The organism is Streptomyces sp. enrichment culture (assembly GCF_964272895.1).
Lineage (GTDB): Bacteria > Actinomycetota > Actinomycetes > Streptomycetales > Streptomycetaceae > Streptomyces.
Map to the genome: position 1 here is coordinate 1,284,669 of NZ_OZ186832.1, position 26,429 is coordinate 1,311,097.

Annotated in this window: 23 protein-coding genes; 2 read left to right on the forward strand and 21 right to left on the reverse strand. The window is 71.2% G+C overall.

All coding sequences use genetic code 11. From position 1 onward, the window contains the following. Positions 1 to 58: 58 nt before the first annotated feature. From carB to pyrR, 6 genes are all read right to left on the reverse strand, one after another. Positions 59 to 3,367 carry a carbamoyl-phosphate synthase large subunit gene (gene carB / locus ACSU6M_RS05780; RefSeq protein WP_437067625.1) on the reverse strand — a complete coding sequence of 1,103 codons (3,309 nt, stop codon included), beginning with the start codon at positions 3,365 to 3,367 and terminating at the stop codon, positions 59 to 61. Then, the gene (carA, locus tag ACSU6M_RS05785; RefSeq protein WP_437067627.1) at positions 3,360 to 4,502 is read right to left on the reverse strand and encodes a glutamine-hydrolyzing carbamoyl-phosphate synthase small subunit; all 1,143 of its coding nucleotides are present in this window, start codon (positions 4,500 to 4,502) and stop codon (positions 3,360 to 3,362) included. The genes carB and carA overlap by 8 nt, the downstream gene beginning before the upstream one ends. Then, positions 4,499 to 5,068 (reverse strand): hypothetical protein, encoded by a 570-nt coding sequence (locus ACSU6M_RS05790; RefSeq protein WP_437067629.1) that lies wholly within the window; start codon positions 5,066 to 5,068, stop codon positions 4,499 to 4,501. Before ACSU6M_RS05790 ends, carA begins: the two co-directional genes overlap by 4 nt. Then, the gene (locus tag ACSU6M_RS05795) at positions 5,065 to 6,351 is read right to left on the reverse strand and encodes a dihydroorotase (protein WP_437067631.1); all 1,287 of its coding nucleotides are present in this window, start codon (positions 6,349 to 6,351) and stop codon (positions 5,065 to 5,067) included. Before ACSU6M_RS05795 ends, ACSU6M_RS05790 begins: the two co-directional genes overlap by 4 nt. A 3-nt stretch (positions 6,352 to 6,354) precedes the next feature. After that, a complete protein-coding gene (locus ACSU6M_RS05800; RefSeq protein ID WP_437067632.1) occupies positions 6,355 to 7,335 on the reverse strand; it encodes an aspartate carbamoyltransferase catalytic subunit in 981 nt (326 codons plus the stop codon). A gap of 119 nt (positions 7,336 to 7,454) precedes the next feature. Further along, positions 7,455 to 8,027, reverse strand: a complete 573-nt coding sequence (pyrR, locus tag ACSU6M_RS05805; RefSeq protein WP_437067634.1) for a bifunctional pyr operon transcriptional regulator/uracil phosphoribosyltransferase PyrR — start codon at positions 8,025 to 8,027, stop codon at positions 7,455 to 7,457. 254 nt (positions 8,028 to 8,281) lie between these two features. Here pyrR and bldD point away from each other — a divergent pair, with 254 nt between their 5' ends. Beyond that, the gene (gene bldD / locus ACSU6M_RS05810; protein WP_376734104.1) at positions 8,282 to 8,782 is read left to right on the forward strand and encodes a transcriptional regulator BldD; all 501 of its coding nucleotides are present in this window, start codon (positions 8,282 to 8,284) and stop codon (positions 8,780 to 8,782) included. 199 nt (positions 8,783 to 8,981) lie between these two features. Here bldD and nusB read toward each other — a convergent pair whose 3' ends face one another. The 13 genes from nusB to ACSU6M_RS05875 form a co-directional block, all read right to left on the reverse strand. After that, entirely contained in the window at positions 8,982 to 9,410 is a 429-nt protein-coding gene (gene nusB / locus ACSU6M_RS05815; protein ID WP_437067636.1) for a transcription antitermination factor NusB, read from the reverse strand. A 2-nt stretch (positions 9,411 to 9,412) separates the two neighbouring features. Continuing rightward, positions 9,413 to 9,979: an elongation factor P gene (gene efp / locus ACSU6M_RS05820; RefSeq protein ID WP_437067638.1), complete on the reverse strand. Its 567-nt coding sequence runs from the start codon at positions 9,977 to 9,979 to the stop codon at positions 9,413 to 9,415. A 47-nt stretch (positions 9,980 to 10,026) separates the two neighbouring features. Beyond that, positions 10,027 to 11,133, reverse strand: a complete 1,107-nt coding sequence (locus ACSU6M_RS05825; RefSeq protein ID WP_437067640.1) for an aminopeptidase P family protein — start codon at positions 11,131 to 11,133, stop codon at positions 10,027 to 10,029. A 67-nt stretch (positions 11,134 to 11,200) separates the two neighbouring features. Next, on the reverse strand, positions 11,201 to 12,028 hold the full coding sequence (locus ACSU6M_RS05830) for a Pro-rich N-terminal domain-containing protein (RefSeq protein ID WP_437067641.1): 828 nt from the start codon (positions 12,026 to 12,028) through the stop codon (positions 11,201 to 11,203). 152 nt (positions 12,029 to 12,180) lie between these two features. Further along, positions 12,181 to 13,263 carry a 3-dehydroquinate synthase gene (gene aroB / locus ACSU6M_RS05835; protein ID WP_437067643.1) on the reverse strand — a complete coding sequence of 361 codons (1,083 nt, stop codon included), beginning with the start codon at positions 13,261 to 13,263 and terminating at the stop codon, positions 12,181 to 12,183. Then, entirely contained in the window at positions 13,260 to 13,775 is a 516-nt protein-coding gene (locus tag ACSU6M_RS05840; protein ID WP_437067645.1) for a shikimate kinase, read from the reverse strand. Before ACSU6M_RS05840 ends, aroB begins: the two co-directional genes overlap by 4 nt. Then, the gene (gene aroC / locus ACSU6M_RS05845; RefSeq protein WP_437067646.1) at positions 13,772 to 14,956 is read right to left on the reverse strand and encodes a chorismate synthase; all 1,185 of its coding nucleotides are present in this window, start codon (positions 14,954 to 14,956) and stop codon (positions 13,772 to 13,774) included. Before aroC ends, ACSU6M_RS05840 begins: the two co-directional genes overlap by 4 nt. A 256-nt stretch (positions 14,957 to 15,212) precedes the next feature. Further along, positions 15,213 to 16,058: a shikimate dehydrogenase gene (locus ACSU6M_RS05850; protein ID WP_437067648.1), complete on the reverse strand. Its 846-nt coding sequence runs from the start codon at positions 16,056 to 16,058 to the stop codon at positions 15,213 to 15,215. Continuing rightward, positions 16,039 to 17,682 (reverse strand): endolytic transglycosylase MltG, encoded by a 1,644-nt coding sequence (gene mltG, locus ACSU6M_RS05855; protein ID WP_437067649.1) that lies wholly within the window; start codon positions 17,680 to 17,682, stop codon positions 16,039 to 16,041. The genes ACSU6M_RS05850 and mltG overlap by 20 nt, the downstream gene beginning before the upstream one ends. A 122-nt stretch (positions 17,683 to 17,804) precedes the next feature. Next, on the reverse strand, positions 17,805 to 18,269 hold the full coding sequence (gene ruvX, locus ACSU6M_RS05860; RefSeq protein ID WP_437067650.1) for a Holliday junction resolvase RuvX: 465 nt from the start codon (positions 18,267 to 18,269) through the stop codon (positions 17,805 to 17,807). Continuing rightward, positions 18,269 to 20,941 carry an alanine--tRNA ligase gene (alaS, locus tag ACSU6M_RS05865; protein ID WP_437067651.1) on the reverse strand — a complete coding sequence of 891 codons (2,673 nt, stop codon included), beginning with the start codon at positions 20,939 to 20,941 and terminating at the stop codon, positions 18,269 to 18,271. The genes ruvX and alaS overlap by 1 nt, the downstream gene beginning before the upstream one ends. Next, complete coding sequence (locus tag ACSU6M_RS05870) at positions 20,941 to 21,312, reverse strand: hypothetical protein (protein ID WP_437067652.1); 372 nt, start codon at positions 21,310 to 21,312, stop codon at positions 20,941 to 20,943. Before ACSU6M_RS05870 ends, alaS begins: the two co-directional genes overlap by 1 nt. An 8-nt stretch (positions 21,313 to 21,320) precedes the next feature. Beyond that, complete coding sequence (locus ACSU6M_RS05875; RefSeq protein WP_437067654.1) at positions 21,321 to 21,764, reverse strand: DUF948 domain-containing protein; 444 nt, start codon at positions 21,762 to 21,764, stop codon at positions 21,321 to 21,323. A 154-nt stretch (positions 21,765 to 21,918) separates the two neighbouring features. Between ACSU6M_RS05875 and ACSU6M_RS05880 the strand changes: the two genes are divergently transcribed. Next, the gene (locus ACSU6M_RS05880; protein WP_437067656.1) at positions 21,919 to 24,111 is read left to right on the forward strand and encodes an ATP-binding protein; all 2,193 of its coding nucleotides are present in this window, start codon (positions 21,919 to 21,921) and stop codon (positions 24,109 to 24,111) included. Between the two features lie 31 nt (positions 24,112 to 24,142). Here ACSU6M_RS05880 and rpsD read toward each other — a convergent pair whose 3' ends face one another. Both rpsD and ACSU6M_RS05890 read right to left on the reverse strand, forming a co-directional pair. Next, positions 24,143 to 24,757 carry a 30S ribosomal protein S4 gene (gene rpsD / locus ACSU6M_RS05885; RefSeq protein WP_437067657.1) on the reverse strand — a complete coding sequence of 205 codons (615 nt, stop codon included), beginning with the start codon at positions 24,755 to 24,757 and terminating at the stop codon, positions 24,143 to 24,145. 291 nt (positions 24,758 to 25,048) lie between these two features. Then, on the reverse strand, positions 25,049 to 26,404 hold the full coding sequence (locus tag ACSU6M_RS05890; RefSeq protein WP_437067658.1) for a replication-associated recombination protein A: 1,356 nt from the start codon (positions 26,402 to 26,404) through the stop codon (positions 25,049 to 25,051). Positions 26,405 to 26,429 lie beyond the last annotated feature (25 nt).

The window sequence follows — 26,429 nt, forward strand, 5'->3', positions numbered from 1 at the left end:
GGGGACACCCCCAGACCCCCGAGGGGGACACCGTTTCCGGTGTCCCCCTCGTCGGCTGCTAGTCGCGGGCCGCGGTCAGGTGTTCGGCGTGTTCCTGGAGCGATCGGACGCCCACGTCGCCGTGGTTGAGGGCGTCGATGCCCTGGACGGCGGCGGCGAGCGCCTGGACCGTCGTCAGGCACGGCACGGACCGCGCCACGGCCGCCGTACGGATCTCGTAGCCGTCGAGGCGGCCGCCGGTGCCGTACGGGGTGTTGACGATGAGGTCGACCTCGCCGTCGTGGATGAGCTGGACGATGGTCTTCTCACCGTTGGGGCCGGTGCCCTCGGACTGCTTGCGCACGACCGTGGCGTTGATGCCGTTGCGCTTGAGGACCTCGGCGGTGCCGGAGGTGGCCAGCAGCTCGAAGCCGTGGGCGACCAGCTCGCGGGCCGGGAAGATCATCGAGCGCTTGTCGCGGTTGGCGACCGAGATGAAGGCGCGGCCCTTGGTGGGCAGCGGGCCGTAGGCGCCGGCCTGCGACTTGGCGTACGCCGTGCCGAAGACCGAGTCGATGCCCATGACCTCGCCCGTGGAGCGCATCTCCGGGCCGAGGACGGTGTCCACGCCGCGGCCGTGGATGTCCCGGAAGCGGGACCACGGCATCACGGCCTCCTTGACCGAGATCGGCGCGTCGAGCGGCAGCTCGCCGCCGTCGCCGTGCTTCGGGAGCAGGCCCTCCTCGCGCAGCTCGGCGATGGTCGCGCCCAGCGAGATCCGGGCGGCGGCCTTGGCGAGCGGCACCGCGGTCGCCTTCGAGGTGAAGGGGACGGTACGGGACGCGCGCGGGTTGGCCTCCAGCACGTAGAGGATGTCGCCGGCCATCGCGAACTGGATGTTGATCAGGCCACGCACGCCGACGCCCTTGGCGATGGCCTCGGTGGAGGCGCGCAGGCGCTTGATGTCGAAGCCGCCGAGGGTGATCGGGGGCAGGGCGCACGCCGAGTCGCCGGAGTGGATGCCGGCCTCCTCGATGTGCTCCATGACGCCGCCGAGGTACAGCTCCTGGCCGTCGTAGAGGGCGTCGACGTCGATCTCGATCGCGTCGTCCAGGAAGCGGTCGACGAGGACCGGCCGGGTGGGGCTGATCTCGGTCGACTCGGCGATGTACGACTCCAGGCGCGTCTCGTCGTAGACGATCTCCATGCCGCGGCCGCCCAGGACGTACGACGGGCGCACCAGGACCGGGTAGCCGATCTCGTCGGCGATGGCCTTGGCCTCGGCGAAGGTGGTGGCGGTGCCGTGCTTGGGGGCCGGCAGGCCCGCCTCGGCGAGCACGCGGCCGAAGGCGCCGCGGTCCTCGGCGGCGTGGATGGCCTCCGGGGAGGTGCCGACGATCGGCACCCCGTTGTCCTTCAGCGCCTGCGACAGGCCCAGCGGGGTCTGGCCGCCGAGCTGGACGACGACGCCCGCGACGGGGCCGGCCTGCTGCTCGGCGTGGACGATCTCCAGCACGTCCTCGAGCGTGAGCGGCTCGAAGTACAGGCGGTCGGAGGTGTCGTAGTCCGTGGAGACGGTCTCCGGGTTGCAGTTGACCATCACGGTCTCGTACCCGGCGTCGGACAGCGCGAAGGAGGCGTGGACGCAGGAGTAGTCGAACTCGATGCCCTGGCCGATGCGGTTCGGACCGGAGCCCAGGATGATGACGGCCGGCTTCTCGCGCGGCGCGACCTCGGTCTCCTCGTCGTAGGAGGAGTAGAAGTACGGCGTCTTGGCGGCGAACTCGGCGGCGCAGGTGTCGACCGTCTTGTAGACCGGGCGGACGCCGAGGGCGTGCCGGACCTCACGGACGACGTCCTCGCGCAGGCCGCGGATCTCGGCGATCTGCTGGTCGGAGAAGCCGTGCCGCTTGGCCTCGGCGAGCAGCTCACGGGTGAGCTCGGGCGCCTCGGCGAGCTCGTCGGCGATCTCCTTGATGAGGAAGAGCTGGTCGACGAACCAGGGGTCGATCTTCGTGTACGCGAAGACCTCCTCGGGCGTGGCGCCCGCACGGATGGCCTGCATGACGGTGTTGATGCGGCCGTCGGTGGGACGGACGGCCTCCGCCAGCAGGGCCTCCTTGTCGCCGGGGTCGCCGACGAAGGTGAACTGGCTGCCCTTCTTCTCCAGGGAGCGCAGCGCCTTCTGGAACGCCTCGGTGAAGTTGCGGCCGATGGCCATGGCCTCGCCGACCGACTTCATGGTGGTGGTCAGCGTGGAGTCGGCCTGCGGGAACTTCTCGAACGCGAAGCGCGGGGCCTTGACGACCACATAGTCGAGCGTGGGCTCGAAGGAGGCCGGGGTCTCCTGCGTGATGTCGTTCGGGATCTCGTCGAGGGTGTAGCCGACGGCCAGCTTGGCGGCGATCTTGGCGATCGGGAAGCCGGTGGCCTTGGAGGCGAGGGCGGAGGAGCGCGACACGCGCGGGTTCATCTCGATGACGATCACGCGACCGTCCTCGGGGTTCACCGCGAACTGGATGTTGCAGCCGCCGGTGTCGACGCCGACCTCGCGGATCACGGCGATGCCGATGTCGCGCAGGATCTGGTACTCGCGGTCGGTGAGCGTCATCGCCGGGGCGACGGTGATGGAGTCACCGGTGTGCACGCCCATGGGGTCGAAGTTCTCGATGGAGCAGACGACCACGACGTTGTCGTTCTTGTCGCGCATCAGCTCCAGCTCGTACTCCTTCCAGCCGAGGATGGACTCCTCCAGGAGCACCTCGGTGGTCGGGGAGAGCGTGAGGCCCTGGCCGGCGATGCGGCGCAGCTCGTCCTCGTCGTGGGCGAAGCCGGAGCCGGCGCCGCCCATGGTGAAGGAGGGGCGGACGACGACGGGGTAGCCGCCGAGCGTCTCGACGCCCGCGAGGACGTCCTCCATGGAGTGGCAGATGACCGAGCGGGCGGACTCGCCGTGGCCGATCTTCTTGCGGACCTCCTCGACGACCAGCTTGAACTGGTCACGGTCCTCGCCCTTGTGGATCGCCTCGACGTTGGCGCCGATCAGTTCGACGCCGTACTTCTCCAGGACGCCGTTCTCGTGCAGCGAGATCGCGGTGTTCAGGGCCGTCTGGCCGCCCAGGGTGGGCAGCAGCGCGTCGGGGCGCTCCTTGGCGATGATCTTCTCGACGAACTCCGGGGTGATCGGCTCGACGTAGGTGGCGTCGGCGATCTCCGGGTCGGTCATGATCGTCGCCGGGTTGGAGTTCACGAGGATGACCCGCAGGCCCTCGGACTTCAGGACCCGGCACGCCTGGGTGCCGGAGTAGTCGAACTCGGCGGCCTGGCCGATGACGATCGGGCCGGAGCCGATGACCAGGACGGACTGGATATCGGTGCGCTTAGGCACGCTGGCCCTCCATGAGCTTCACGAAGCGGTCGAACAGGTAGGCGGCGTCGTGGGGACCGGCGGCCGCTTCGGGGTGGTACTGGACGCTGAAAGCCGGCTTGTCGAGGAGCTGGAGCCCCTCCACCACGTTGTCGTTAAGGCAGACGTGGGAGACCTCGACGCGGCCGTAGGGGGTGTCGGTCGCCTGGTCGAGCGGGGCGTCGACGGCGAAGCCGTGGTTGTGCGCGGTGACCTCGACCTTGCCGGTCGTGCGGTCCTGCACCGGCTGGTTGATGCCGCGGTGGCCGTACTTCAGCTTGTAGGTGCCGAAGCCGAGCGCGCGGCCGAGGATCTGGTTGCCGAAGCAGATGCCGAACAGCGGGGTGCCCCGCTCCAGGACGGCCTGCATCACGGAGACCGGGTGGTCGGCGGTGGCCGGGTCGCCCGGGCCGTTGGAGAAGAACACGCCGTCCGGGTTCACGGCGTACACGTCCTCGGCGGTCGCCGTGGCGGGCAGCACATGCACCTCGATGCCGCGCTCGGCCATGCGGTGCGGGGTCATGCCCTTGATGCCGAGGTCGACGGCGGCGACGGTGAACTTCTTCTCGCCGATCGCGGGGACGACGTACGGCTCGGTGGTGGCGACCTCCGCCGACAGGTCCGCGCCCTTCATCTCGGGGGCCTGGCGGACCTCGGCGAGCATGGTGCCCTCGTCGGGCAGGGCGTTGCCGGAGAAGATGCCGACGCGCATGGCGCCGCGCTCGCGCAGGTGGCGGGTGAGGGCGCGAGTGTCGATGCCGGAGATGCCGACGACGCCCTGCGCGCGCAGCTCCTCGTCCAGCGAGCGCCGGGACCGCCAGTTGGAGGGCACGCGCGCGGGGTCGCGCACGACGTAACCGGCGACCCAGATGCGCTTCGACTCGGGGTCCTCGTCGTTGACGCCGGTGTTGCCCACGTGCGGGGCGGTCATCACGACGACCTGGCGGTGGTACGAGGGGTCGGTGAGGGTCTCCTGGTAGCCGGTCATGCCGGTGGAGAACACGGCCTCGCCGAAGGTCGCCCCCACGGCCCCGTAGGCGCGGCCGCGGAAGATCCGGCCGTCCTCCAGGACGAGTACGGCGGGAACTTTCTCGGTTCCCCTGGTGGAGGTCGTCATCGTTCGGCGCCTTCCGTGCTGTTGGTTTCGATCATGGAGTTGATGGCGGCGACCCACTCGCCGTGCTCCGCCGCGCGGTCGGAGCGGAAGCCGGAGTCGAGCAGCCTGTCGCCGTGCGCCCAGGTCACCACGAGCAGTCCGCCCTCGGTGAGGACCTTGCCGGCGATGCCCTTGTCGAGCCGGGCCTCGCGCAGGGCCCCGACCGGGACGAAGAAGTCGGTCGCTCCGGGGCGTACGACGTCCAGTCCCTGGTCCGTCAGGGTGAGCTCGACCCGGCTGCGGGTGCCCAGGCCGTGCGCCACGATGCGGTCGAGCCACTGCCCCGCGGTGGTGGAGCCGTGGTAGCGGCCGCTCATGGTCAGTTTCGCCTCGCCCGGCGATTCGGGCGCGCTGGGCAGCTCCGGCAGGTCGCTCTGGAGCGTGCCGCGCCACTTCCAGCCCTCGCGCATCAGCCAGTAGACCAGCGCGACGAAGAGGGCGAGTCCGACGATCCAGCCGATGCGGGCGGCCCAGTCGGTCACTTGCGCCGATTCCTTCTCGGCGGCCAGCAGGAGTACAGAGGTCACGTGAGCTTCCCGTCGACGAGGGTGGCCTTGCCCCGGAGCCACGTGTGCGTCACACGGCCCGGCAGCTCACGCCCCTCGTACGGGGTGTTGCGGCTGCGCGAGGCGAAGCCCGCGGGGTCCACCAGGCCACGGTATGCCGTGTCGACGAGCGTGAGGTTGGCGGGCTCACCAGCCGAGACGGGGCGTCCGTGGCCCTTCGCCTGCCCGATCTCGGCAGGCTTGAAGGACATCCGGTCGGCGACCCCGGCCCAGTCCAGCAGGCCCGTCTCCACCATGGTCGCCTGGACCACTGACAACGCGGTCTCCAGGCCGACCATGCCCATGGCGGCGGCGGCCCACTCGCAGTCCTTGTCCTCGTGCGGGTGCGGGGCGTGGTCGGTGGCGACGATGTCGATCGTGCCGTCGGCGAGCGCCTCCCGCAGGGCCATGACGTCACGCTCGGTGCGCAGCGGCGGGTTGACCTTGTAGACCGGGTTGTACGTCCGCACCATCTCGTCGGTCAGGAGCAGGTGGTGCGGGGTGACCTCGGCGGTGACGTCGATGCCGCGGGACTTGGCCCAGCGGACGATCTCGACGGACCCGGCGGTCGACAGATGGCAGATGTGCACCCGCGAGCCGACGTGCTCGGCGAGCAGCACATCGCGGGCGATGATCGACTCCTCGGCGACGGCCGGCCAGCCGCCCAGCCCCAGTTCGGCGGAGACGACGCCCTCGTTCATCTGGGCGCCCTCGGTCAGCCGCGGCTCCTGCGCGTGCTGGGCGACGACCCCGCCGAACGCCTTCACGTACTCCAGCGCCCGCCGCATGATCACCGCGTCGTCCACGCACTTGCCGTCGTCGGAGAAGACGGTGACCCCGGCGGCCGACTCGTGCATCGCGCCGAGCTCGGCGAGCTTCTTGCCCTCCAGGCCGACGGTGACGGCGCCGATGGGCTGCACATCGCAGTAGCCGTGCTCCTGGCCGAGCCGGTAGACCTGCTCGACCACGCCGGCGGTGTCGGCGACGGGGAAGGTGTTGGCCATGGCGAACACGGCGGTGTAGCCGCCGGAGGCGGCGGCGCGGGTGCCGGTCAGGACGGTCTCGGAGTCCTCGCGGCCCGGCTCGCGCAGATGGGTGTGCAGGTCGACCAGGCCCGGCAGCAGCACCCGGCCGTCCGCCTCGACGACCACGGCGTCCTCGGCGGACAGGTTCCGGCCCACCTCGGCGATGATCTCGCCGTCGATCAGCACGTCCTGCGGCTCACCGCCGAGCACCTTCGCACCACGGATCAGGGTCTTGCTCATGTCTTACTTCTCCTCAGCGGTACGGGCGTGGGTGACGGCGGGCTCGTTGCCGCCCAGCAGCAGGTACAGGACGGCCATGCGGATGGAGACGCCGTTGGCGACCTGTTCGACGACCGTGCAGCGGTCGGAGTCGGCGACCTCGGCGGTGATCTCCATGCCGCGGACCATGGGGCCGGGGTGCATCACGATGGCGTGCTCGGGCAGCCGCGCCATCCGGTCGCCGTCCAGGCCGTACCGGCGGGAGTACTCGCGCTCGGTCGGGAAGAACGCGGCGTTCATCCGCTCGCGCTGCACCCGCAGCATCATCACGGCGTCGGACTTGGGCAGCGTGGAGTCGAGGTCGTACGACACCTCGCAGGGCCAGGTCTCGACGCCGACCGGCACCAGGGTGGGCGGCGCGACCAGGGTGACCTCGGCGCCGAGCGTGTGCAGCAGGTCGACGTTGGAGCGGGCGACCCGGCTGTGCAGGACGTCGCCGACGATCGTGATGCGCCGCCCGGAGAGGTCCTTGCCGAGGCCGGCGTCCCGGCCGACCAGGCGGCGGCGCATGGTGAAGGCGTCCAGCAGGGCCTGGGTGGGGTGCTGGTGGGTGCCGTCACCGGCGTTGATGACATGGGCGTCGATCCAGCCGGAGGTGGCCAGGCGGTACGGGGCTCCGGAGGCGCCGTGCCGGATGACGACGGCGTCGACGCCCATGGCCTCCAGGGTCTGGGCGGTGTCCTTCAGGGACTCGCCCTTGGACACGCTGGAGCCCTTGGCGCTGAAGTTGATGACGTCCGCCGACAGCCGCTTCTCGGCGGCCTCGAAGGAGATACGCGTGCGCGTGGAGTCCTCGAAGAAGAGGTTCACGACGGTGCGGCCGCGCAGGGTCGGCAGTTTCTTGATCGGCCGGTCGGCGACCCGGGCCATCTCCTCGGCGGTGTCGAGGATGAGCACGGCGTCGTCGCGGGTGAGGTCGGCGGCCGAGATGAGATGACGCTGCATCTGTCAGGCTCCGTAAGGCAGTGATCGGGATCCGGGGGTCTGGGGGATCCCCCAGAGGGCGCAGCAGGGCAGACCGGGGCACCTGCGGGCACGCCGAAGCGCGCCCTGGGCCTGAGCTGCTACTGGGCGGCCGGCTTCACACCGAGCAGCACGGTGTCGCGACCGTCCTCCTCGGCGAGCTGGACCTTGACCGTCTCCCGCAGCGACGTGGGGAGGTTCTTGCCGACGTAGTCGGCGCGGATGGGCAGTTCGCGGTGGCCGCGGTCGACGAGGACCGCGAGCTGCACCGCGCGGGGGCGCCCGATGTCGTTCAGGGCGTCGAGGGCGGCGCGGATGGTGCGGCCGGAGAAGAGCACGTCGTCGACGAGGACGACCAGTTTGCCGTCCAGGCCGTCACCGGGGATCTCGGTGCGGGCCAGCGCACGCGGCGGGTGCATGCGCAGGTCGTCGCGGTACATGGTGATGTCCAGCGAGCCGACCGGGATCTCGCGCTCGGTGATCTGACGGAGCTTGGCGGCGAGCCGCTGGGCGAGGAAGACGCCTCGGGTCGGAATGCCGAGGAGCACCACGTCGTCGGCGCCCTTGGCGCGCTCGACGATCTCGTGGGCGATGCGGGTCAGTACCCGCGCGATGTCGGGGCCTTCGAGAACGGGCCGCGCATCGGACGCTTGCGCATCCTGGTGCTTGTCCATACGAAACGGACCTCCTTCTCCGCCTCACGGGACGGACCTTAAAGGACGTCGGGATTGCGCCATCCACCGTACCAGGCCCCGGGGACCGCCTCGGTTCACCCCCTTGGCCCAATGGCCCCCGACTTCCACGGAAGAGTCGGTGCGGACCATTCGGCTTGACGCGGCAGAGTAACGCTGCGTAACCTCACAGTGAGTTACCAGCCGCGCGGCACGGAAACCAAGCCGGCCGCGTCGACCCAGTGCCGGGGAGCTATATGTCCAGCGAATACGCCAAACAGCTCGGGGCCAAGCTCCGGGCCATCCGCACCCAGCAGGGCCTTTCCCTCCACGGTGTGGAGGAGAAGTCCCAGGGGCGCTGGAAGGCCGTCGTGGTCGGTTCGTACGAGCGCGGCGACCGTGCCGTGACCGTGCAGCGCCTCGCCGAGCTGGCGGATTTCTACGGCGTGCCGGTGCAGGAGCTGCTTCCGGGCACGACCCCGGGCGGCGCCGCCGAGCCCCCGCCGAAGCTGGTCCTGGACCTGGAGCGGCTGGCCACCGTGCCGGCCGAGAAGGCGGGCCCCCTCCAGCGCTACGCGGCGACGATCCAGTCCCAGCGCGGTGACTACAACGGCAAGGTGCTCTCGATCCGCCAGGACGACCTGCGCACCCTCGCCGTCATCTACGACCAGTCCCCCTCCGTCCTCACAGAGCAGCTGATCAGCTGGGGTGTCCTGGACGCGGACGCCCGCCGCGCGGTATCCCACGAGGATGCCTGACCGCTCAGCGGCTGGAGCAGAAACGTAACGCCGGGGTGGCGGGAGCTGTACGGCTCCCGCCACCCCGGCGGCGTTTTTCCTGCTGTGCGCTGTCGACGCGTCGGGCCGTGACACGCCGAAGGGGCGCGGGGAACCGCGCGGCAGGCCACGGACGAACCGCGGCCGCCGGAGTTCCCCGGCGCCCCTGTTGCCGATGCGCTTACGCGCGACGAAGCTGCGGCTTGAGTTCCTTCAGACGGCCCAGCAGACCGTTCACGAACGAAGGCGACTCGTCCGTCGAGAACTCCTTCGCCAGCTGCACCATCTCGTCCAGCACCACCGCGTCCGGCGTCTCGTCGACCCAGATCAGCTCGTACGCCCCGAGACGCAGAATGTTGCGGTCGACGACCGGCATCCGGTCCAGCGTCCAGCCGACGGCGTACTGCGAGATCAGCTCGTCGATGCGCTGGGCGTGCTCGGCGTACCCCTCGACCAGCTGCATGGTGTACTCGCTGACCGGAGGCTGACGGGTGTCACTCCGCGCGTGCCGGACCCAGTCCGCGAGGACCGTGACGACGTCGGCACCGCGCTGGTCGCCCTCGAAGAGGATCTGGAAGGCGCGCTTGCGGGCCGTGTTGCGGGCAGCCACGGTTAGCTGTTCACCCGGCCGAGGTAGTCGCTGGTACGGGTGTCGACCTTGATCTTCTCACCGGTGGTGATGAAGAGCGGCACCTGGATCTGGTGGCCGGTCTCCAGCGTGGCGGGCTTGGTGCCACCGGTGGAGCGGTCGCCCTGGACGCCCGGCTCGGTCTCCGCGATCGTCAGCTCGACGGCGGCCGGCAGCTCGACGAAGAGCACCTCGCCCTCGTGCTGGGCGACGGTGGCGGTGAAGCCCTCGATGAGGAAGTTGGCGGCGTCACCGACCGTCTTGCGGTCGATGTGCAGCTGGTCGTAGGTCTCCATGTCCATGAAGACGAAGTACTCGCCGTCCATGTACGAGAACTGCATGTCGCGCTTGTCGACAGTGGCCGTCTCGACCTTGACGCCGGCGTTGAAGGTCTTGTCGACGACCTTGCCGGAGAGCACGTTCTTGAGCTTGGTGCGCACGAAGGCCGGGCCCTTGCCGGGCTTGACGTGCTGGAACTCGACGACGGACCAGAGCTGGCCGCCTTCGAGCTTGAGCACCATGCCGTTCTTGAGGTCGTTCGTGGAAGCCACGGTTGCGGAATCTCCTGGACTGACGTGGACGACCCCGGGGCACGCACCTATAGCGCGAGCAGCTCCTTGGTCGTAATGGTGAGTAGCTCGGGTCCGCCGTCCGCCTCGGGGCGGACGACGAGCGTGTCATCGATCCGGACGCCGCCCCGGCCCGGGAGGTGGACCCCCGGTTCGACGGTGACCGGCACGCAAGCGTCCAGTTTACCCATGGCCGCGGGGGTCAACTGAGGGTCCTCGTCGATTTCGAGTCCGACGCCGTGGCCGGTGAGCGGTGCGAGGCCCTGCGCATAGCCCGCGGAGTCCAGTACGTGGCGGGCCGCGCGGTCCACATCGCGGTAGGCCGCACCGGGCACCAGGCTCTCCCGTCCGGCCCGCTGGGCGGCGAAGACCAGGTCGTACAGCTCGATCTGCCAGTCGGCGGGGGTGGTGCCGATGACGAAGGTGCGGCCGATCTCGCAGCGGTAGCCGCGGTAGGTGGCGCCCAGGCAGACGGAGAGGAAGTCGCCCTCCTCCACCCGCCGGTCGGTGGGCCGGTGGGCGCGGCGCCCGGCGTTGGGGCCGGTGGCCACCGAGGTCGGGAAGGCGGGGCCGTCGGCGCCGTGGTCGACCAGGCGGCGCTCCAGCTCCAGGGCGAGGTGGCGTTCGGTGCGGCCGACCAGGATGGACTCCAGCAGTTCACCGAGCGCCTGGTCGGCGATCTCCGCGCCGATGCGCAGACAGGAGATCTCCTCCTCGTCCTTGACCACCCTCAGCTGTTCGACCGCGCCTCCCAGGTCGGCCAGCCTGAGCTGCGGCGCGACCGAGCCGATCGCGCGATGCCGGGCGACGGTGAGGTGGTGTTCCTCGACGGCGAGGGAGTCGGCGCCCTGGGCCCCCGCGAGATCCGCGGCGGCGACGGCGGGGTCGCCCGCGGGGCCGGGGAGGACATGGACACGCAGGGCCTCGTCGGGGCGGCCGTCGGTGGGGCGGTCCTCCGGGGGGCCGGTGCAGACGAGGAGGTCCTCGCGTTTTCCGAGGAGGAGGACGGCACCCTGCGGGGCCGCGCCCGCGAGGTACCGCACATTGGCGGGGCGGGAGACCAGGGCCGCCGCGCTTCCGCTCGCGGTGCAGCGCTCCCTCAGCCGCGTTCGGCGGGCTGCGTGTACCTCTGACATGAACCGAGCGTACGAGCGGTGGCCGGAAGTCGCCGGTCGGGAGCGCCATCCGTGGGCGAGCCACGGCTCACCACTTGGGCGGACTCGCGATCGCCCTGGCCAGCACCTCGTCCAGCACCCGTGCCGTGCCGGGGACATCGAGCTGGGAGTTGTCGATGATCGGCAGCCCCGAGCCGTACCAGCCGGCCATCCGGCCGTGGATACGGGCGACCTCCTCGTCGGAGAGCCTGCGGTTCCCGGACCGCTCGGCGTTGCGCTCCAGGACGATCTCCAGGCCCGGCAGCAGGACGACGGGCAGCAGACCGGGGCCGACATGCCGCTTCCAGCCGCCGAGCCCGACGACCGGTCGGTCGGGGAAGACCGCGTCGTCGAGGATGCAGGAGATGCCGTTGGCCAGGAAGTTGCGCGCGGCGAAGCCGCAGGTGCGGCGGGCCAGGCGGTACTGCGCCTCGGAGTTGTCGTTCCAGCCGGACTGCGGGTCGGCGAAGCCGGAGCGGACCCACTCGCGGACGTCGTCGAGGCTGATGTGGGCGGTGGGCACCCGGCGGTGGTCGGCCCAGTACTTGGCGACGGAGGTCTTGCCGGCGCCCGCGGGCCCGATCAGCAGGACCGCCATGGTGGTGGTCAGCGGGTCCGGCGCGGTGGCCGCGGGCGGCGGCGGGCCGGGCGCCGGCACCGGTCCGCCGGGCGGCAGCGTGACATGGCCGGTGGTGTCGACCGGGGGCGGGGCCGGGGGCATCTGCGCCGGGGGCGGCGCGCTGAAGCCGGGGGCGGGGGGCGGTGGGGGGACCGGGTGGTGCTGACCCTGGTGTTGTGCGGCCGGTGACCAGCCGACGGCCGGTCCGTGCCCCGGCTGGTGGGGCGGCGGCAGCGGAGACCCCACTGCGTGCTGCATCCGGTGCCACTCCGTCTCGTACAGGCAAATGGGCGGTGGCGGCGGGGCGGGCCCGCTCCCTACCGAACGGTACCGCCCCCGGCCGCCGTTTGGTGAACGGCCGGGGGCGGTCCCAAGTGCCCGGATCGCCCGGCGAATCGGGCGGACGGTGCTTACTGGCCCACTTCGCCGTACGCGGCGAGCAGCACGGCCGGATCGGGGCCCTCCAGCACGGTGGGCTTGGCCAGACCGTCCAGGACGATGAAGCGCAGCAGGTCACCGCGGGACTTCTTGTCGACCTTCATGGTCTCCAGCAGCTTGGGCCACTGGTCGTAGCGGTAGTGCAGCGGCAGACCGACCGACTCCAGGATCGTGCGGTGGCGGTCGGCCGTGGCGTCGTCCAGGCGGCCCGCCAGGCGGCCCAGTTCGGCGGCGAAGTGCATGCCGACGGCGACCGCGGCGCCGTGGCGCCACTTGTAGCGCTCGTTCTTCTCGATGGCGTGGGCGAGCGTGTGACCGTAGTTCAGGATCTCCCTGAGGCCCGACTCCTTCAGGTCCGAGGCGACGACGTCCGCCTTGACCTTGATGGACCGCTCGATCAGCTCGGCGGTGTGCGGGCCCGCGGGCGTGCGGGCGCCCTCCGGGTCGGCCTCGATCAGGTCCAGGATCACCGGGTCGGCGATGAAGCCGGCCTTGATGATCTCCGCGAGCCCGGAGACGTAGTCGTTGACCGGCAGGGAGTCCAGCGCCGCCAGGTCGCACAGCACGCCGGCCGGCGGGTGGAAGGCGCCGACGAGGTTCTTGCCCTCGGCGGTGTTGATGCCGGTCTTGCCGCCGACGGCCGCGTCGACCATCGCCAGCACGGTCGTCGGTACGGCGATCCAGCGCACCCCGCGCAGCCAGGTCGCCGCGACGAAGCCTGCCAGGTCGGTGGTGGCGCCGCCGCCCACGCCGACGATGACGTCGGTGCGGGTGAACCCGGACTGGCCGAGCGCCTTCCAGCAGTAGGCGGCGACCTCGGCGGTCTTGGCCTCCTCGGCGTTGGGCACCTGGATGGCGACGGCCTCGTAGCCCTGCTCGGCCAGGTCGGCGCGCAGCGCGTCCCCGGTCTCGGCCAGCGCCTCGGGGTGGACGACCGCGACACGCTTGGCCTTCTCGCCGATCAGCCCGGCGAGCTCACCGAGCAGCTGACGGCCCACCAGCACGTCGTAGGGGGCGTCGCCGCCGACGTGGATCCGCGTCACCGACTCGCTCATGCTTCCTTCAACTCCAGTGCGTCAAGGGCTGCTTGCACGACCTCTTCGGGCGTACGGCCATCGGTCGCGACCACCGCCGTCGCGACCTCCTCGTACAGATGCCGCCGGGCCTCCATCAGCTCGCGCCACTGCTTGCGCGGGTTGACCGCGAGCAGCGGGCGGGCCACGTTCAGGCCGGTGCGCCGCACCGCCTCCTCCACGTCCATGGAGAGATAGACGACCGGGCGGCCGGCCAGCAGCGCGCGCGTGTCCGCGTCGAGGACCGCGCCGCCGCCGAGCGCGAGGACACCCTCGTGCTCGGCCAGCGCCCGGGCCACGGCCTGCTTCTCCAGCGCGCGGAAGGCGGGCTCGCCCTCCTCGACGAAGATGTCGGAGATGGCGCGGCCCTCGGCGGCGAGGATGTCGTCGTCGGTGTCCCGGTAGCCGACCCCCAGGCGCTCGGCGAGCAGCTGCCCGACGGTGGACTTGCCCACGCCCATCGGGCCGACCAGGACGAGAAGCGGACCGCTCATCGGATGTGCAGGTTGTCGAGGTACGAGGTGACGTTGCGCCGTGTCTCGGCCACGCTGTCACCGCCGAACTTCTCCGCGACCGCGTCCGCGAGGACGAGCGCGACCATCGCCTCGGCGACGATGCCGGCCGCCGGCACCGCGGAGACGTCGGAGCGCTGGTGATGGGCCTGCGCGGGCTCCCCCGTGGTGACATCGATGGTCTTCAGCGCCCGCGGCACCGTCGCGATCGGCTTCATCGCCGCCCGCACCCGCAGCAGCTCACCGGTGGACAGGCCGCCCTCCGTGCCACCCGCGCGGCCGGAGACACGCCGGATACCCTCGGGCGTCTTCACGATCTCGTCGTGCGCCTTGGAACCGGGGACACGGGCCAGCTCGAAACCGTCACCGATCTCCACGCCCTTGATGGCCTGGATGCCCATGAGCGCACCGGCCAGCCGCGCGTCCAGCTTGCGGTCCCAGTGCACATGGGAGCCGAGACCGACCGGCACGCCGTAGGCCAGGACCTCGACCACACCACCGAGGGTGTCACCGTCCTTGTGCGCCTGGTCGACCTCGGCCACCATCGCCTTCGACGCGTCGGCGTCCAGGCAGCGCAGCGGGTCGGCGTCCAGCTTCTCCACGTCGGCAGGCGTCGGGTAGACACCCTGCGGGGCCCTCACCGAGCACAGCTCGACCACATGCGAGACGATCTCGATGCCGGCCGTCTCCTTCAGGTACGAGCGCGCGACCGCCCCCAGCGCGACACGGGCCGCGGTCTCACGGGCGGAGGCACGCTCCAGGATCGGACGGGCCTCGTCGAAGCCGTACTTCTGCATGCCCGCCAGGTCCGCATGGCCCGGACGCGGCCGGGTCAGCGGGGCGTTACGGGCCAGTTCGGCGAGCTCGCCCGGATCCACCGGGTCGGCCGCCATGACCTTCTCCCACTTCGGCCACTCGGTGTTGCCCACCATGACCGCGACCGGAGAGCCGAGGGTCAGGCCGTGCCGGACACCACCGAGAAAGGTGACCTCGTCCCGCTCGAACTTCATCCGCGCACCACGGCCGTAACCGAGCCGGCGCCGGGCCAGGTGATCCGCCACCATCTCCGTCGTGACCGGCACGCCGGCGGGAAGGCCCTCCAGCGTCGCCACCAGTGCGGGACCGTGCGACTCCCCCGCGGTCAGCCAGCGCAACCTGCTCAACGGTGCTCCTCCATGCTCGCGCCCCGGTACTGCTGCCCTGCGTACGCGTGTGCGCGCGTACGGCGACGGCGGAACCCGGTGCGCGGCCCTGGGCCCGCCACCTCCGATCCTCCCACGTCCGCGCCCTTGTCCCGGCCGCCGGTCCATCAGACGGACGGAAGGCGGGCGGAGGGCGGACGGAGGGTGACCGGAAGGCGGCCGGAGCGTCGGCGGGAAGGCGGGCCGGAAGCCCCGGCCAGGACTGACCAGGACTCCGTCAGACCGTGCCGCTCGCCAGGCTGCGCTCGCCCGCCGACCGCATCGCCGCCAGCGGCGCGGGAGCGCGGCCGGTCATCTGCTCGACCTGGAGCACCGCCTGGTGCACCAGCAGGTCGAGGCCGCTGACCACGGCCCCGCCGTACGCCGACCAGCGGGCGGCGAGCTGGGTGGGCCACGGGTCGTAGAGGACGTCGAAGAGGGCCGCGGGGCGCTCGGGCAGGTGCGCGGCGAGGGCGTCGGTGGCGCCGGCCGGGGTGGTCGCGACGACCAGCGGGGCGCGCAGGGCCCGCTCGGCGTCGGCCCAGTCGGCGACGCGGACGTCCGCCTCCAGCCGCTCGGCCCACTCGCGCATCTCGGCGGCGCGGGCCTCGCTGCGGACGTAGACGGCGATCTCGCCGGTGCAGATGCGCGACAGCGCGGCCAGCGCGGAGGAGGCGGTGGCCCCCGCGCCGAGGATCGCGGCGGTCTCGACCTTGTCGATGCCGTGCTCGCGCAGGGCGGCGACCATGCCGGGGATGTCGGTGTTGTCGCCGACCCGGCGGCCGTCCTCGGTGAAGACCACGGTGTTGACCGCCTCGACCGAGCGCGCGGTGTCGCTGATCTCGTCGAGCAGCGGGATGACCGCCCGCTTCAGCGGCATGGTCAGCGACAGCCCCGCCCACTCCGGGCCGAGCCCTTGCAGGAACCCGGGCAGCGCCGCCTCGTCCACCTCGAACCGGTCGTAGGACCAGTGGGTGAGCCCCAGCTCCTCGTAGGCGGCGCGGTGCAGCACCGGGGAGAGGGAGTGGGCGATGGGCGAGCCGAGCACGGCGGCCCGGCGGGCGTCAGTTTCCGGTGTTGGCATTGAATTTGTCCTGGAGCCTCTTGTGCTCGGCGTACGTCTTGGCGAACTCGGTGTTCTGCATGCCGTCGGTCGCCACGAAGTAGAGCCAGCCGTCGTCCGTGGGGTTCAGCGTCGCCCGCAGTGCCTCTTCGCCGGGGTTGCCGATCGGGCCGGGCGGCAGACCCGGGTACTTGTACGTGTTGTACGGGTCCGGGTTGGAGTTGACCTCGTCGTTCCCGATGTGGATGTTGCTCTCGTTCATCAGGTAGTTGTAGGTCGAGTCGAACTGGAGCTTCTGGTTGGTCTCCGTGTTCGTGGGCTTGAGGCGGTTGTAGACGACCTCCGCCATCTTGCGGTAGTCGTCCTCCGTCTTGCCCTCGGCCTGGACCAGGCTCGCCACCGTGATGACGTCCAGCGGGTTCTCCAGGTCCAGCGCCTTCGCCTTCGCCCCGAGGTCCAGTTCCTCGTACTCCTTGGCCGCGCGGCCGACCATGTCCTTCAGGACGGACTCCGGCTTCATGCCCTTGGCGGCGGGGTAGGTGCCGGGGTGCAGGAAGCCCTCCAGCGGGTCCTTGATGTCCTGGTCGTCGTTGGCCCACTCCGGCAGCCCGAGGCTGGCCAGCTTGGTCTCGGACGCCTTCTTCGTGGTGCCCGCGGCGAGCCCCAGCTTCTCGTCGATGGCCTTGTAGACGCTGGCGTTGCGCTCGCCGGGCCTGACCATCACGTTGTTCTGGCTCTTGGGGTCGAGCATCATCTCGACGGCGCTCTCGGCGGACATCCGCTTCCTGAGCAGATAGGCACCGGCCTGGATGGTGTCGCCGTCGGGGTTCTGGGACTGGGCGGAGACGAAAGCGTCGACGCTCTTGACGACGCCGGCCTCCTTCAGCCGCCGGCCGATCTCGTAGCCGAGCGCGCCCTTGGGGATCTGCACGGTGACCACTTCGCCGGTGCCGTCCCCCGCGTAGTCCGGAGCCGTGCCGAAACGATCCTGGTAGAACTGGTACCCGAAGTAGCTGACACCGGCCAGACCGCCGCCGAAGACGAGGGCGACCACCAGGCAGGCGATGCCGTTGCGGCTCTTCCTGCCCTTGCCGCCGCCGCGGCCCCGCCGCTCACCGCGTCCGCGCCGGTCCCCCGGCTCGGGGGCCTCGTCGTCGGCGTCGTTCCCGTCCGCGAAGAAGTCGCCCTCGCCCTGGTCGGCGCCTGGGTCCCAGTCGGTGCTCGGCTCGGGCTCGGGGCGCCGCCGGGAGGGCGGCTCGGGCGGCGGGTAGGCGTCCGGCGTCTGGTAGAAGTCGGGCTGCTGGTCGCCGTAGGCCGCGGTCTGCTGGCCGTAGGGGTCGGCCGGGTCGCCGGGGTAGGGGACGTGCTGCTGGGTGCCCGTGGCCCAGCCGCTGTTGTCGTACGACGGCTGGGCGGTGCCGTACTCCTGCTGGTACTGCTGCTGCGACTGGCCGTAGCCGCCGTGGCCGGTGCCCCACTCGTCGTAGGGCTGCTGCGGCTGCTGCGGGTAGTGCTGCTGCTGGCCGCCGTAGGCAGAGTGATGGCCCGTCTGGGCGGCCTGCTGCCCTTCCCATCCGCCGTCCCCGTACAACGGGTCCTGCGGATGCCACGGTTCGGAGCCTGGGCCCCGGCCATACTCAGTCATCGATCCCCTAGAGCCGCGAGACGACGGGCGCGGGGCTCGGGGGGCCCGGTTCCGTTCCGCCTCTAGTTGTGCGGTGGCTGTTCGAACGCCGCCGCATCGCGCGGAACGTTACCGTATCGCGATCAGATGACCACTTCGACGCCCTCGCCGGGAGCTTTACCTGACACCCGTTCGGATTCGAGGGCCTGCTGAAGGATGATCACAGCGGCCGCCTGATCGATGACGGAACGGCCCTTCTTGGACTTCACACCCGAGGCGCGCAGCCCCTGACCGGCCGTCACGGTCGTCATCCGCTCATCGACGAGCCTCACCGGAACCGGCGCGATCATGCGTGCCAGTTCCTGGGCGAAGCCGCGCACCTTGACCGCGGCGGGGCCCTCGCCCCCCTTGAGGGAGCGAGGGAGTCCGACGACGACCTCGATCGGCTCGTACTCCTCGACGAGCTGCTTCAGCCGGCGCTGAGCTGCGGGGACGTCCCGGCCGGGGACGGTCTCCACCGGTGTGGCGAGGATCCCGTCGGGGTCGCACGAGGCGACCCCGATCCGGGCGTCCCCGACGTCGATGGCGAGACGACGTCCTCTGCGCATTACTTGGCCGTCTCCGCGACCAGGCGCTCGACGGCCTCCACGGCCTCGCCGACGGCGGCCGGGTTCTGGCCGCCGCCCTGGGCGACGTCCGGCTTGCCGCCACCGCCGCCACCGAGGGTCTTGGCGGCCGTGCGGACCAGGTCACCGGCCTTCAGACCGCGCTCGCGGGCGGCCTCGTTGGTGGCGATGACCGTCAGCGGCTTGCCGTTGTTGACGGTGAACAGGGCGACCACGGCGGCCCGTCCGCCCTGGATGCGGCCGCGCACGTCGAGGACCAGCTTGCGCAGGTCGTCCGGCGTGGTGCCGTCCGGGACCTGCCCGGTGACCACGGCGATGCCGCGCACGTCCTTGGCGGACTCGGCGAGACCGGCGGCGGCCTGGAGCACCTTCTCGGCGCGGAACTTCTCGATCTCCTTCTCGGCGTCCTTCAGCTTGCCGAGCATCGCGGAGACCTTCTCCGGCAGCTCCTCCGGGCGTCCCTTCAGCAGCTCGGTGAGCTGGTTGACGACCGTGTGCTCACGGGCGAGGAAGTTGTAGGCGTCCACGCCGACCAGGGCCTCGATACGGCGCACACCGGAGCCGATGGAGGACTCGCCGAGCAGCTTCACCAGGCCCAGCTGGGAGGTGTTGTGCACATGGGTGCCGCCGCACAGCTCCTTGGAGAAGTCGCCGATGGTCACCACACGCACCCGCTCGCCGTACTTCTCGCCGAACTCGGCGATGGCGCCCTGCTTCTTGGCCTCCTCGATGCCCATGACCTCGGCGTGCACCGACAGGTCGCGGGAGAGCACCTCGTTGATCTTCTGCTCGACGTCGGTCATCACGGCCGTCGGTACGGCGGACGGGGAGCCGAAGTCGAAGCGGAAGCGGCCGGGCTGGTTCTCGGAACCGGCCTGGGCGGCCGTCGGGCCGAGGGCGTCGCGCAGGGCCTGGTGGGTGAGGTGGGTGGCCGAGTGGGCGCGGGCGATGGCGTGCCGGCGGCGGGCGTCGATGGAGGCGTGGGCCTTGGCGCCGACGGTGACCTCGCCGACCTGGACGACGCCCTTGTGGACGTAGACGCCCGGGACCGGCTTCTGGCAGTCGCGGATCTCGATCACGGCACCGGAGTCGGCCTTGATCCGGCCGGTGTCGCCGATCTGGCCGCCGCCCTCGGCGTAGAACGGGGTGCGGTCCAGGACGATCTCGACCTCGTCGCCCTCGGTGGCGGCCGGGGAGGAGACGCCGTCGACGAGGATGCCGACGATGGTGGACTCGCCCTCGGTGTCGGTGTAGCCGATGAAGTCGGTCTCGCCGGCGGTGTCGGCGATCTCGCGGTAGGCACCGAGGTCGGCGTGGCCGGTCTTCTTGGCCTGGGCGTCGGCCTTGGCGCGCTCCCGCTGCTCCTTCATCAGGCGGCGGAAGCCGTCCTCGTCCACGGTCAGGCCCTGCTCGGCGGCCATCTCCAGGGTGAGGTCGATCGGGAAGCCCCAGGTGTCGTGGAGCAGGAACGCCTTGTCGCCCGACAGGACGGTGGAGCCGGCCTGCTTGGTCTCGGTGACGGCGGTGTCGAGGATGTTGGTGCCGGCCTTCAGCGTCTTGAGGAAGGCGGCCTCCTCGGCGAGGGCGACCTTCTCGATGCGCTCGCGGTCGGTGATCAGCTCGGGGTACTGCTGGCCCATCATGCCGATCACGACGTCGATCAGGTCCTTGACGACCGGGCCGGTGGCGCCCAGCAGCCGCATGTTGCGGATGGCGCGGCGCATGATGCGGCGCAGGACGTAGCCGCGGCCCTCGTTGCCGGGGGTGACGCCGTCGCCGATGAGCATCACGGCCGTGCGGATGTGGTCGGTGACCACGCGCAGCGAGACGTCGGAGGTCTTGTTCTGGCCGTAGCGGACGCCGGTCAGCTCGGTGGCCTTGTCGATGACGGCCATCGAGGTGTCGATCTCGTACATGTTCTGCACACCCTGCAGAATCATGGCGAGTCGCTCCAGGCCGAGGCCGGTGTCGATGTTCTTGCTCGGCAGGTCGCCGAGGATCTCGAAGTCCTCCTTCGAGGTGCCCTCGCCGCGCTCGTACTGCATGAAGACCAGGTTCCAGATCTCCACGTACCGCTCGTCGTTGACGGCCGGACCGCCCTCGACGCCGAACTCGGGGCCGCGGTCGTAGTTGATCTCGGAGCACGGGCCGCACGGGCCGGGGACGCCCATGGACCAGAAGTTGTCCTTCTTGCCCAGGCGCTGGATGCGCTCCTTGGGCACGCCCACGACCTCGTGCCAGATCTGCTCGGCCTCGTCGTCGTCCTGGTAGACGGTGATCCACAGCCGCTCGGGGTCGAGGCCGTAACCGCCCTTGTCCTGGGGCGTGGTGAGCAGCTCCCAGGCGAGCTTGATGGCGCCTTCCTTGAAGTAGTCGCCGAAGGAGAAGTTGCCGCACATCTGGAAGAACGTGCCGTGCCGGGTGGTCTTGCCGACCTCTTCGATGTCCGGCGTGCGTACGCACTTCTGCACACTGGTGGCGCGAGGCGCGGGCGGGGTGACCTCACCGAGGAAGTACGGCTTGAAGGGCACCATGCCCGCGTTGACCAGGAGCAGAGTCGGGTCGTCCGCGATGAGCGACGCCGAAGGGACGACGGTGTGCCCGCGCTCCTCGAAGAAGCTCAGCCAGCGGCGGCGGATCTCAGCCGACTCCATCAGTGGTCCTCATTCCGGTCGTTCGTGTTGTTCCAGTACACCGTGGATTCGATGTACTTCGGATTGCTGCGGTTCTCGATGGCGGCGTGCCGCCGGGATGCGGTGAGTCCGGGGCCGTCGTGGACTCCGGGTTCCTCGTGGATGCCGAGGGCCTCCCCGAGTTCGGCCTCCCGCTGGGCCATGTTGTCGCGGACGTCGAGGGCGAACTCCACGGCACGGTCCTTGAGGCGGTGACCCGCCTCGATCGCCTTGTTCGTCGCGGTGACGGCGAGGTGTTCGGGGGTCAGCTGCTTCAGCTTGCGGTTGACCTTGGTGGTGGCCCACACACCGGCGGCGACGCCCGTGCTGAACCAGAACGTACGGCGGAACATCGCTTCCGTCAGCCCTTCTTCCGCTTGTCCCGCCGGGCGCCGGGCACCGTGCGGCCCACGATCACCGTACGGCGGGGCGCCGGGGCGGGCGCATCGTCCTTGCGGCCGCCGAGGGCCCGGCGCACGCCGTAGCCGAAGGCGGCGACCTTGACCAGGGGGCCGCCGAAGGTGGAGGCGACGGTCGTCGACAGCGCGGACGCGTTCGACGTGACCTCCTGGACGTCGGAGGCGATCGCGTCGACCCGGTCGATCTGCGTCTGCGCGGAGCGCACCGCGGCGGTCGCGTCGGCCAGCAGTGGGACGGCCTGGTCGGTCACGTCCGCGACCAGCTTGGTCGTCGCCCTGAGCGTCTGGGCCAGCCTCGCGAGAGCCACCGCGAGGAAGGAGACCAGGATCGCCCAGAAGACGGCCACCAGGATCCCGGCCACCTCTCCACCGGACACTGTGCGCACCCGCTCCCTGAAACGTGCCTGAACGTCGAACAAGTCGTCCACCGAGCCTATCGCGCCGGGGGCACCGCACCGTACCCGATTAGGGCTCCGCCGGAACCGGAACACCGGGGCACGGTTGTACGGAGTGATTACGCTTCAGTACGCTCCGTGTCCCATGCGAGTGGAACAGGGCGGGGACGACCTCGGACCGGGCAATCTGCCCGCGGAGCTGGACGTGTTCGTGGGCCGGACCGCCGAGCTCGACGGGCTGGCGGCCGCGCTGGACCGCTCCCGGCTGGTGACGGTGACCGGGGGCGGCGGGGTCGGCAAGTCGCGGCTCGCGGCGCACGCGGCGGCGCGGCGGCGGCCCCGGCACGGGGTGTGGCGGGTGGAGCTGGCCGCGGTGCGCGATCCGGAGTTCGTGGAGTACGCGGTCGTGGAGGCGCTGCGGCTGACGGACCACACCACCCGGCTGCCGCGCGAGACCCTGCTGGCCCAGCTCGCGGACCGGGAGCTGCTGCTCGTGCTCGACGGGTTCGAGCATCTGGTGGAGCCCTGTGCCGCCCTGGTGGGCGAGCTGCTGCGGCGCGCGCCGGGGCTGCGGGTGCTGGCCGTGGGGCGCCGGCCGCTCGCGGTGTCCGGTGAGCGGCTGTTCCCGCTGGCGCCGCTCGGCACGGACGACGCGGTGGACCTGCTCGTGGAGCGCGCCGCGGCCCAGGGTGTCGCCCTGGAGCACGGGGTGCGCGAGCGCGAGCTGTGCCGCCGCCTGGACGGCATCCCGCTGGCGGTGGAGCTGGCGGCGGGCCGGCTGTCGGCGCTGTCGCTGCCCCAGCTCCTGGACCGGCTCGACGACCGGTTCCGGCTGCTGACCGGCGGCGGCCGGGACGCCCTGCCGCGCCATCAGACGCTGCGCACGGCGATCGGCTGGAGCCATGAGCTGTGCACTGCGCAGGAGCGGCTGCTGTGGTCGCGGCTGTCGGTGTTCGCCGGGCAGTTCGACCTGGAGGCGGTGGAGTACGTGTGCAGCGGGGACGGGCTGCCCGCCGACGACGTCCTGGACGTGTTGTCCGCGCTGCTGGCCCAGTCCGTCGTGGCCCGTGAGGAGACGCCGGCCGGGGTGCGCTACCGGATGCTCGACACCGTCGGCGCGTACGGCGCCGAGTGGCTGGAGGCGATGGGGGACGCGGAGCGGCTGCGGCGCCGGCACCGGGACTGGTATCTGGGGCTGGCGACCTGGTGCGAGCTGGACTGGTTCTCGCCCCGGCAGCGCGAGGTGGCCGCCCGGGTGGAGGCGGAGCTGCCGAATCTGCGGATCGCCCTGGAGTACAGCCTGTCCGACCCGGACGAGGCGCATCTGGGCCAGTATCTGGCGGGCGCGCTGTGGTTCTGCTGGGCGGGCTGCGGCCGGCTGTCGGAGGGGCGGCGCTGGCTGGAGCGCAGTGTGGAGCTGCCGCCGGCCGAGGAGCCCTCCCATGAGCAGTCGCGGCTGAAGGCCCTGTGGGTGCTCGGTTATGTGGCGATCCTCCAGGGCGACGCGGTGGCCGCGCTGGCGGCGCTGCACGAGTGCCGGGAGGAGGCCGAGCGCCTGGGCAACGCGACGGCGGCGGCCTACGCCGAGCACCGGAGCGGCTGTCTGGCGCTGGTCACGGACGACATGCCGCGCGCAGAAACGCTGCTGCGGTCGGCGCTGGAGCGCTATCAGCAGATCGGCGAGCTCAACAGCCAGGTGCTGATGGGCCAGGTGGAGCTGGCCATGGCCCGCGCCTTCCAGGGCGATCTGCCGGACGCGATCCGGCTCAGCGAGGACGTGCGCCGGGTGTGCGAGGACCACGGGGAGCGCTGGGCCCGTTCCTACGCGCTGTATGTACTGGCCTACGCGGCCTGGGGCGACGGCGATCCGGCACGTGCCCGGAGTCTGCTGACCGACTGCCTGACCGCCGCCGACGGTTTCAACGATCTGCTGGGTTCGGTGCTGGTGGTGGAGCTGCTGGCGCTGGTGACGGCCGCGGAGGGCGATGCGGCGGAGGCCGCGGTCCTGCAGGGCGCGGCGGCCGCGATGTGGCCGTCGGTGGGACTGCCGCTGTTCGGCTCCGCCTACTACAACCAGCCGCACGAGCTGTGCGAGGCGGCGGCGCGTGAGGCGCTGGGCGACGAGCGGTACGAGGAGTGCGTACGGCTCGGCGGGCTGCTGGACCGGCGTGCGGCGGTGGCGCGGGCGCTGGGCGGGGCGGCGTCCAGGTCCGCGCGGGCGGCCTCGGCGGGCTCGCCGGGGCCGGTGCCGTCGCCGCGGGGCGCTGGCGATGCGGCGGCGGAGACGCGGAAGCCCGCCGCCTCCCCCACCCGCGGGGGCGGGGAGACGACGGGCTGAGGTACCGCTGGTGGTACGCGGCCTGCTGGGATCAGCGGGCGTAGTACTCGACGACGAGCTGCTCGTCGCAGATCACCGGGATCTCCTTGCGGTTCGGCTCACGGTCCAGGCGGAAGGCCAGGGCGCGGAGGTTCACCTGGAGGTAGCGCGGGGTCTCGCCGTCGGGGGCGAAGCCACCCTCACGGGCGATCGTGAAGAGGGTCTTCTCGCGGCTGCGCTCGCGGACCTGGACCACGTCGTCGGGACGGACGCGGAAGGACGGCTTGTCGACCTTCTGGCCGTTGACCTCGATGTGGCCGTGGACGACCATCTGGCGGGCCTGGTAGATCGTGCGGGCGATGCCCGAACGCAGGACCAGCGCGTCGAGACGGCGCTCGAGCTCGACGATCAGGGCCTCACCGGTCTTGCCCTGGACCTTGGACGCACGCTCGTAGGCGCGGACCAGCTGGCGCTCGGAGATGTCGTACTGAGCGCGCAGACGCTGCTTCTCCAGCAGACGGACCTTGTAGTCCGAGTTCTGCTTGCGGCCGCGGCCGTGCTCACCCGGCGGGTACGGACGGGCCTCGAAGTACTTGACGGCCTTCGGGGTCAGCGCGATGCCGAGGGCACGCGACTTCTTGACCTTGGGGCGGGACTGGTTCGCCACTGTCTCTCATTTCCTTGATTCGGCTTGTCAGAGTCGTGGGAGGTCGCATCCGCAGCCGGGGAAACCCTTGAGGTCCGTGGACCTGCCGGGCAGCCGCTCCCCTGGTCTGGGCACATACGTGCAGCACGCGAGTGGCCCACCGACCGGTCCCGTCCTGCGACGAGGTGGTGGTGGGCTGCCCGCGACACCGTTCGACGGTGCGCGACGCTCCTGGAACCCGCTGGGGGTTCCGGCTGACCGTCCCGCTCTGACAGCACGGGACACAGCACTTCGGAGCAGTCTACAGGCTTCTCACGACCCTCTGCGACCGAGGTGCTTGCGGGTCCACTCCACCGCGTCCGCGTACCGCGCCTCCGCCCCGTGCCGGGTCGGGGTGTAGTACTCGCGGTCCTTGAGGGCGTCCGGCGCGTACTGCTGCTCGGCGATGCCCTCGGCGAGGTCGTGCGGATACACGTACCCCTGGGCGTGCCCCAGCTTGGCCGCGCCCTTGTAGTGCCCGTCCCGCAGATGCGGCGGCACGGGTCCGGCCAGTCCCTTGCGGACGTCGTCCAGGGCGGCGCCGATCGCGGTGGTGGCGGAGTTGGACTTGGGGGCGAGGGCGAGGGCGATGGTGGCGTGGCTGAGGGTGAGGGCGGCCTCGGGGAAACCGATCATGGCGACGGCCTGGGCCGCGGCCACCGCGATGGGCAGGGCGTTCGGGTCGGCGAGGCCGATGTCCTCGCTGGCGGAGATCATCAGGCGGCGGGCGATGAAGCGGGGGTCCTCGCCGGCCTCGATCATCCGGGCCAGGTAGTGCAGGGCCGCGTCCACGTCGGAGCCGCGGATGGACTTGATCAGGGCGCTGGCCACGTCGTAGTGCTGGTCGCCGTCGCGGTCGTACTTCACCGCCGCGCGGTCGACCGTCTCCTCCAGCGTGGTCAGGGAGATCTCCCCCTCGCCCTTGTCCAGGGCGGCCCCGGCGGCCGCCTCCAGGGCGGTCAGGGCGCGGCGGGCGTCGCCGCCGGCGATGCGCAGGAGGTGGTCCTCGGACTCCTCGGGGAGCGTGACGGCGCTCCTCAGGCCGCGCTCGTCGGTGAGGGCGCGCCGGAGCAGGCCGCGCACGTCGTCGTCGGTCAGCGGCTCCAGGGTGAGCAGCAGGGAGCGGGACAGCAGGGGGGAGATCACCGAGAAGTACGGGTTCTCGGTGGTCGCGGCGATCAGGGTGACCCAGCGGTTCTCGACGGCGGGCAGGAGGGAGTCCTGCTGGGCCTTGCTGAAGCGGTGGATCTCGTCGAGGAAGAGGACGGTCTCCTTGCCGTAGCCCCCGGTGGCGCGGCGGGCGCCGTCGATGACCGCGCGGACCTCCTTGACGCCGGCGGTGATCGCGGACAGCTCCACGAAGCGCTTGTTGGTGGCCTTGGAGACGACATAGGCCAGCGTGGTCTTGCCGGTGCCGGGCGGGCCCCACAGGATCACCGAGGAGGGTCCGGCCGGTCCCCCGGCGCCCTCGCCGACCAGTCGGCGCAGCGGGGAGCCGGGCTTGAGCAGGTGCTGCTGGCCCACCACCTCGTCGAGGGTGCGCGGGCGCATGCGGACCGCCAGGGGACTGCTCGTCGGGTCCTTCTCCTGGCGCTCTTCGGCTGCGGCGGTGAACAGATCGGGCTCCACGCTGAAACCCTAAATCACCCCACTG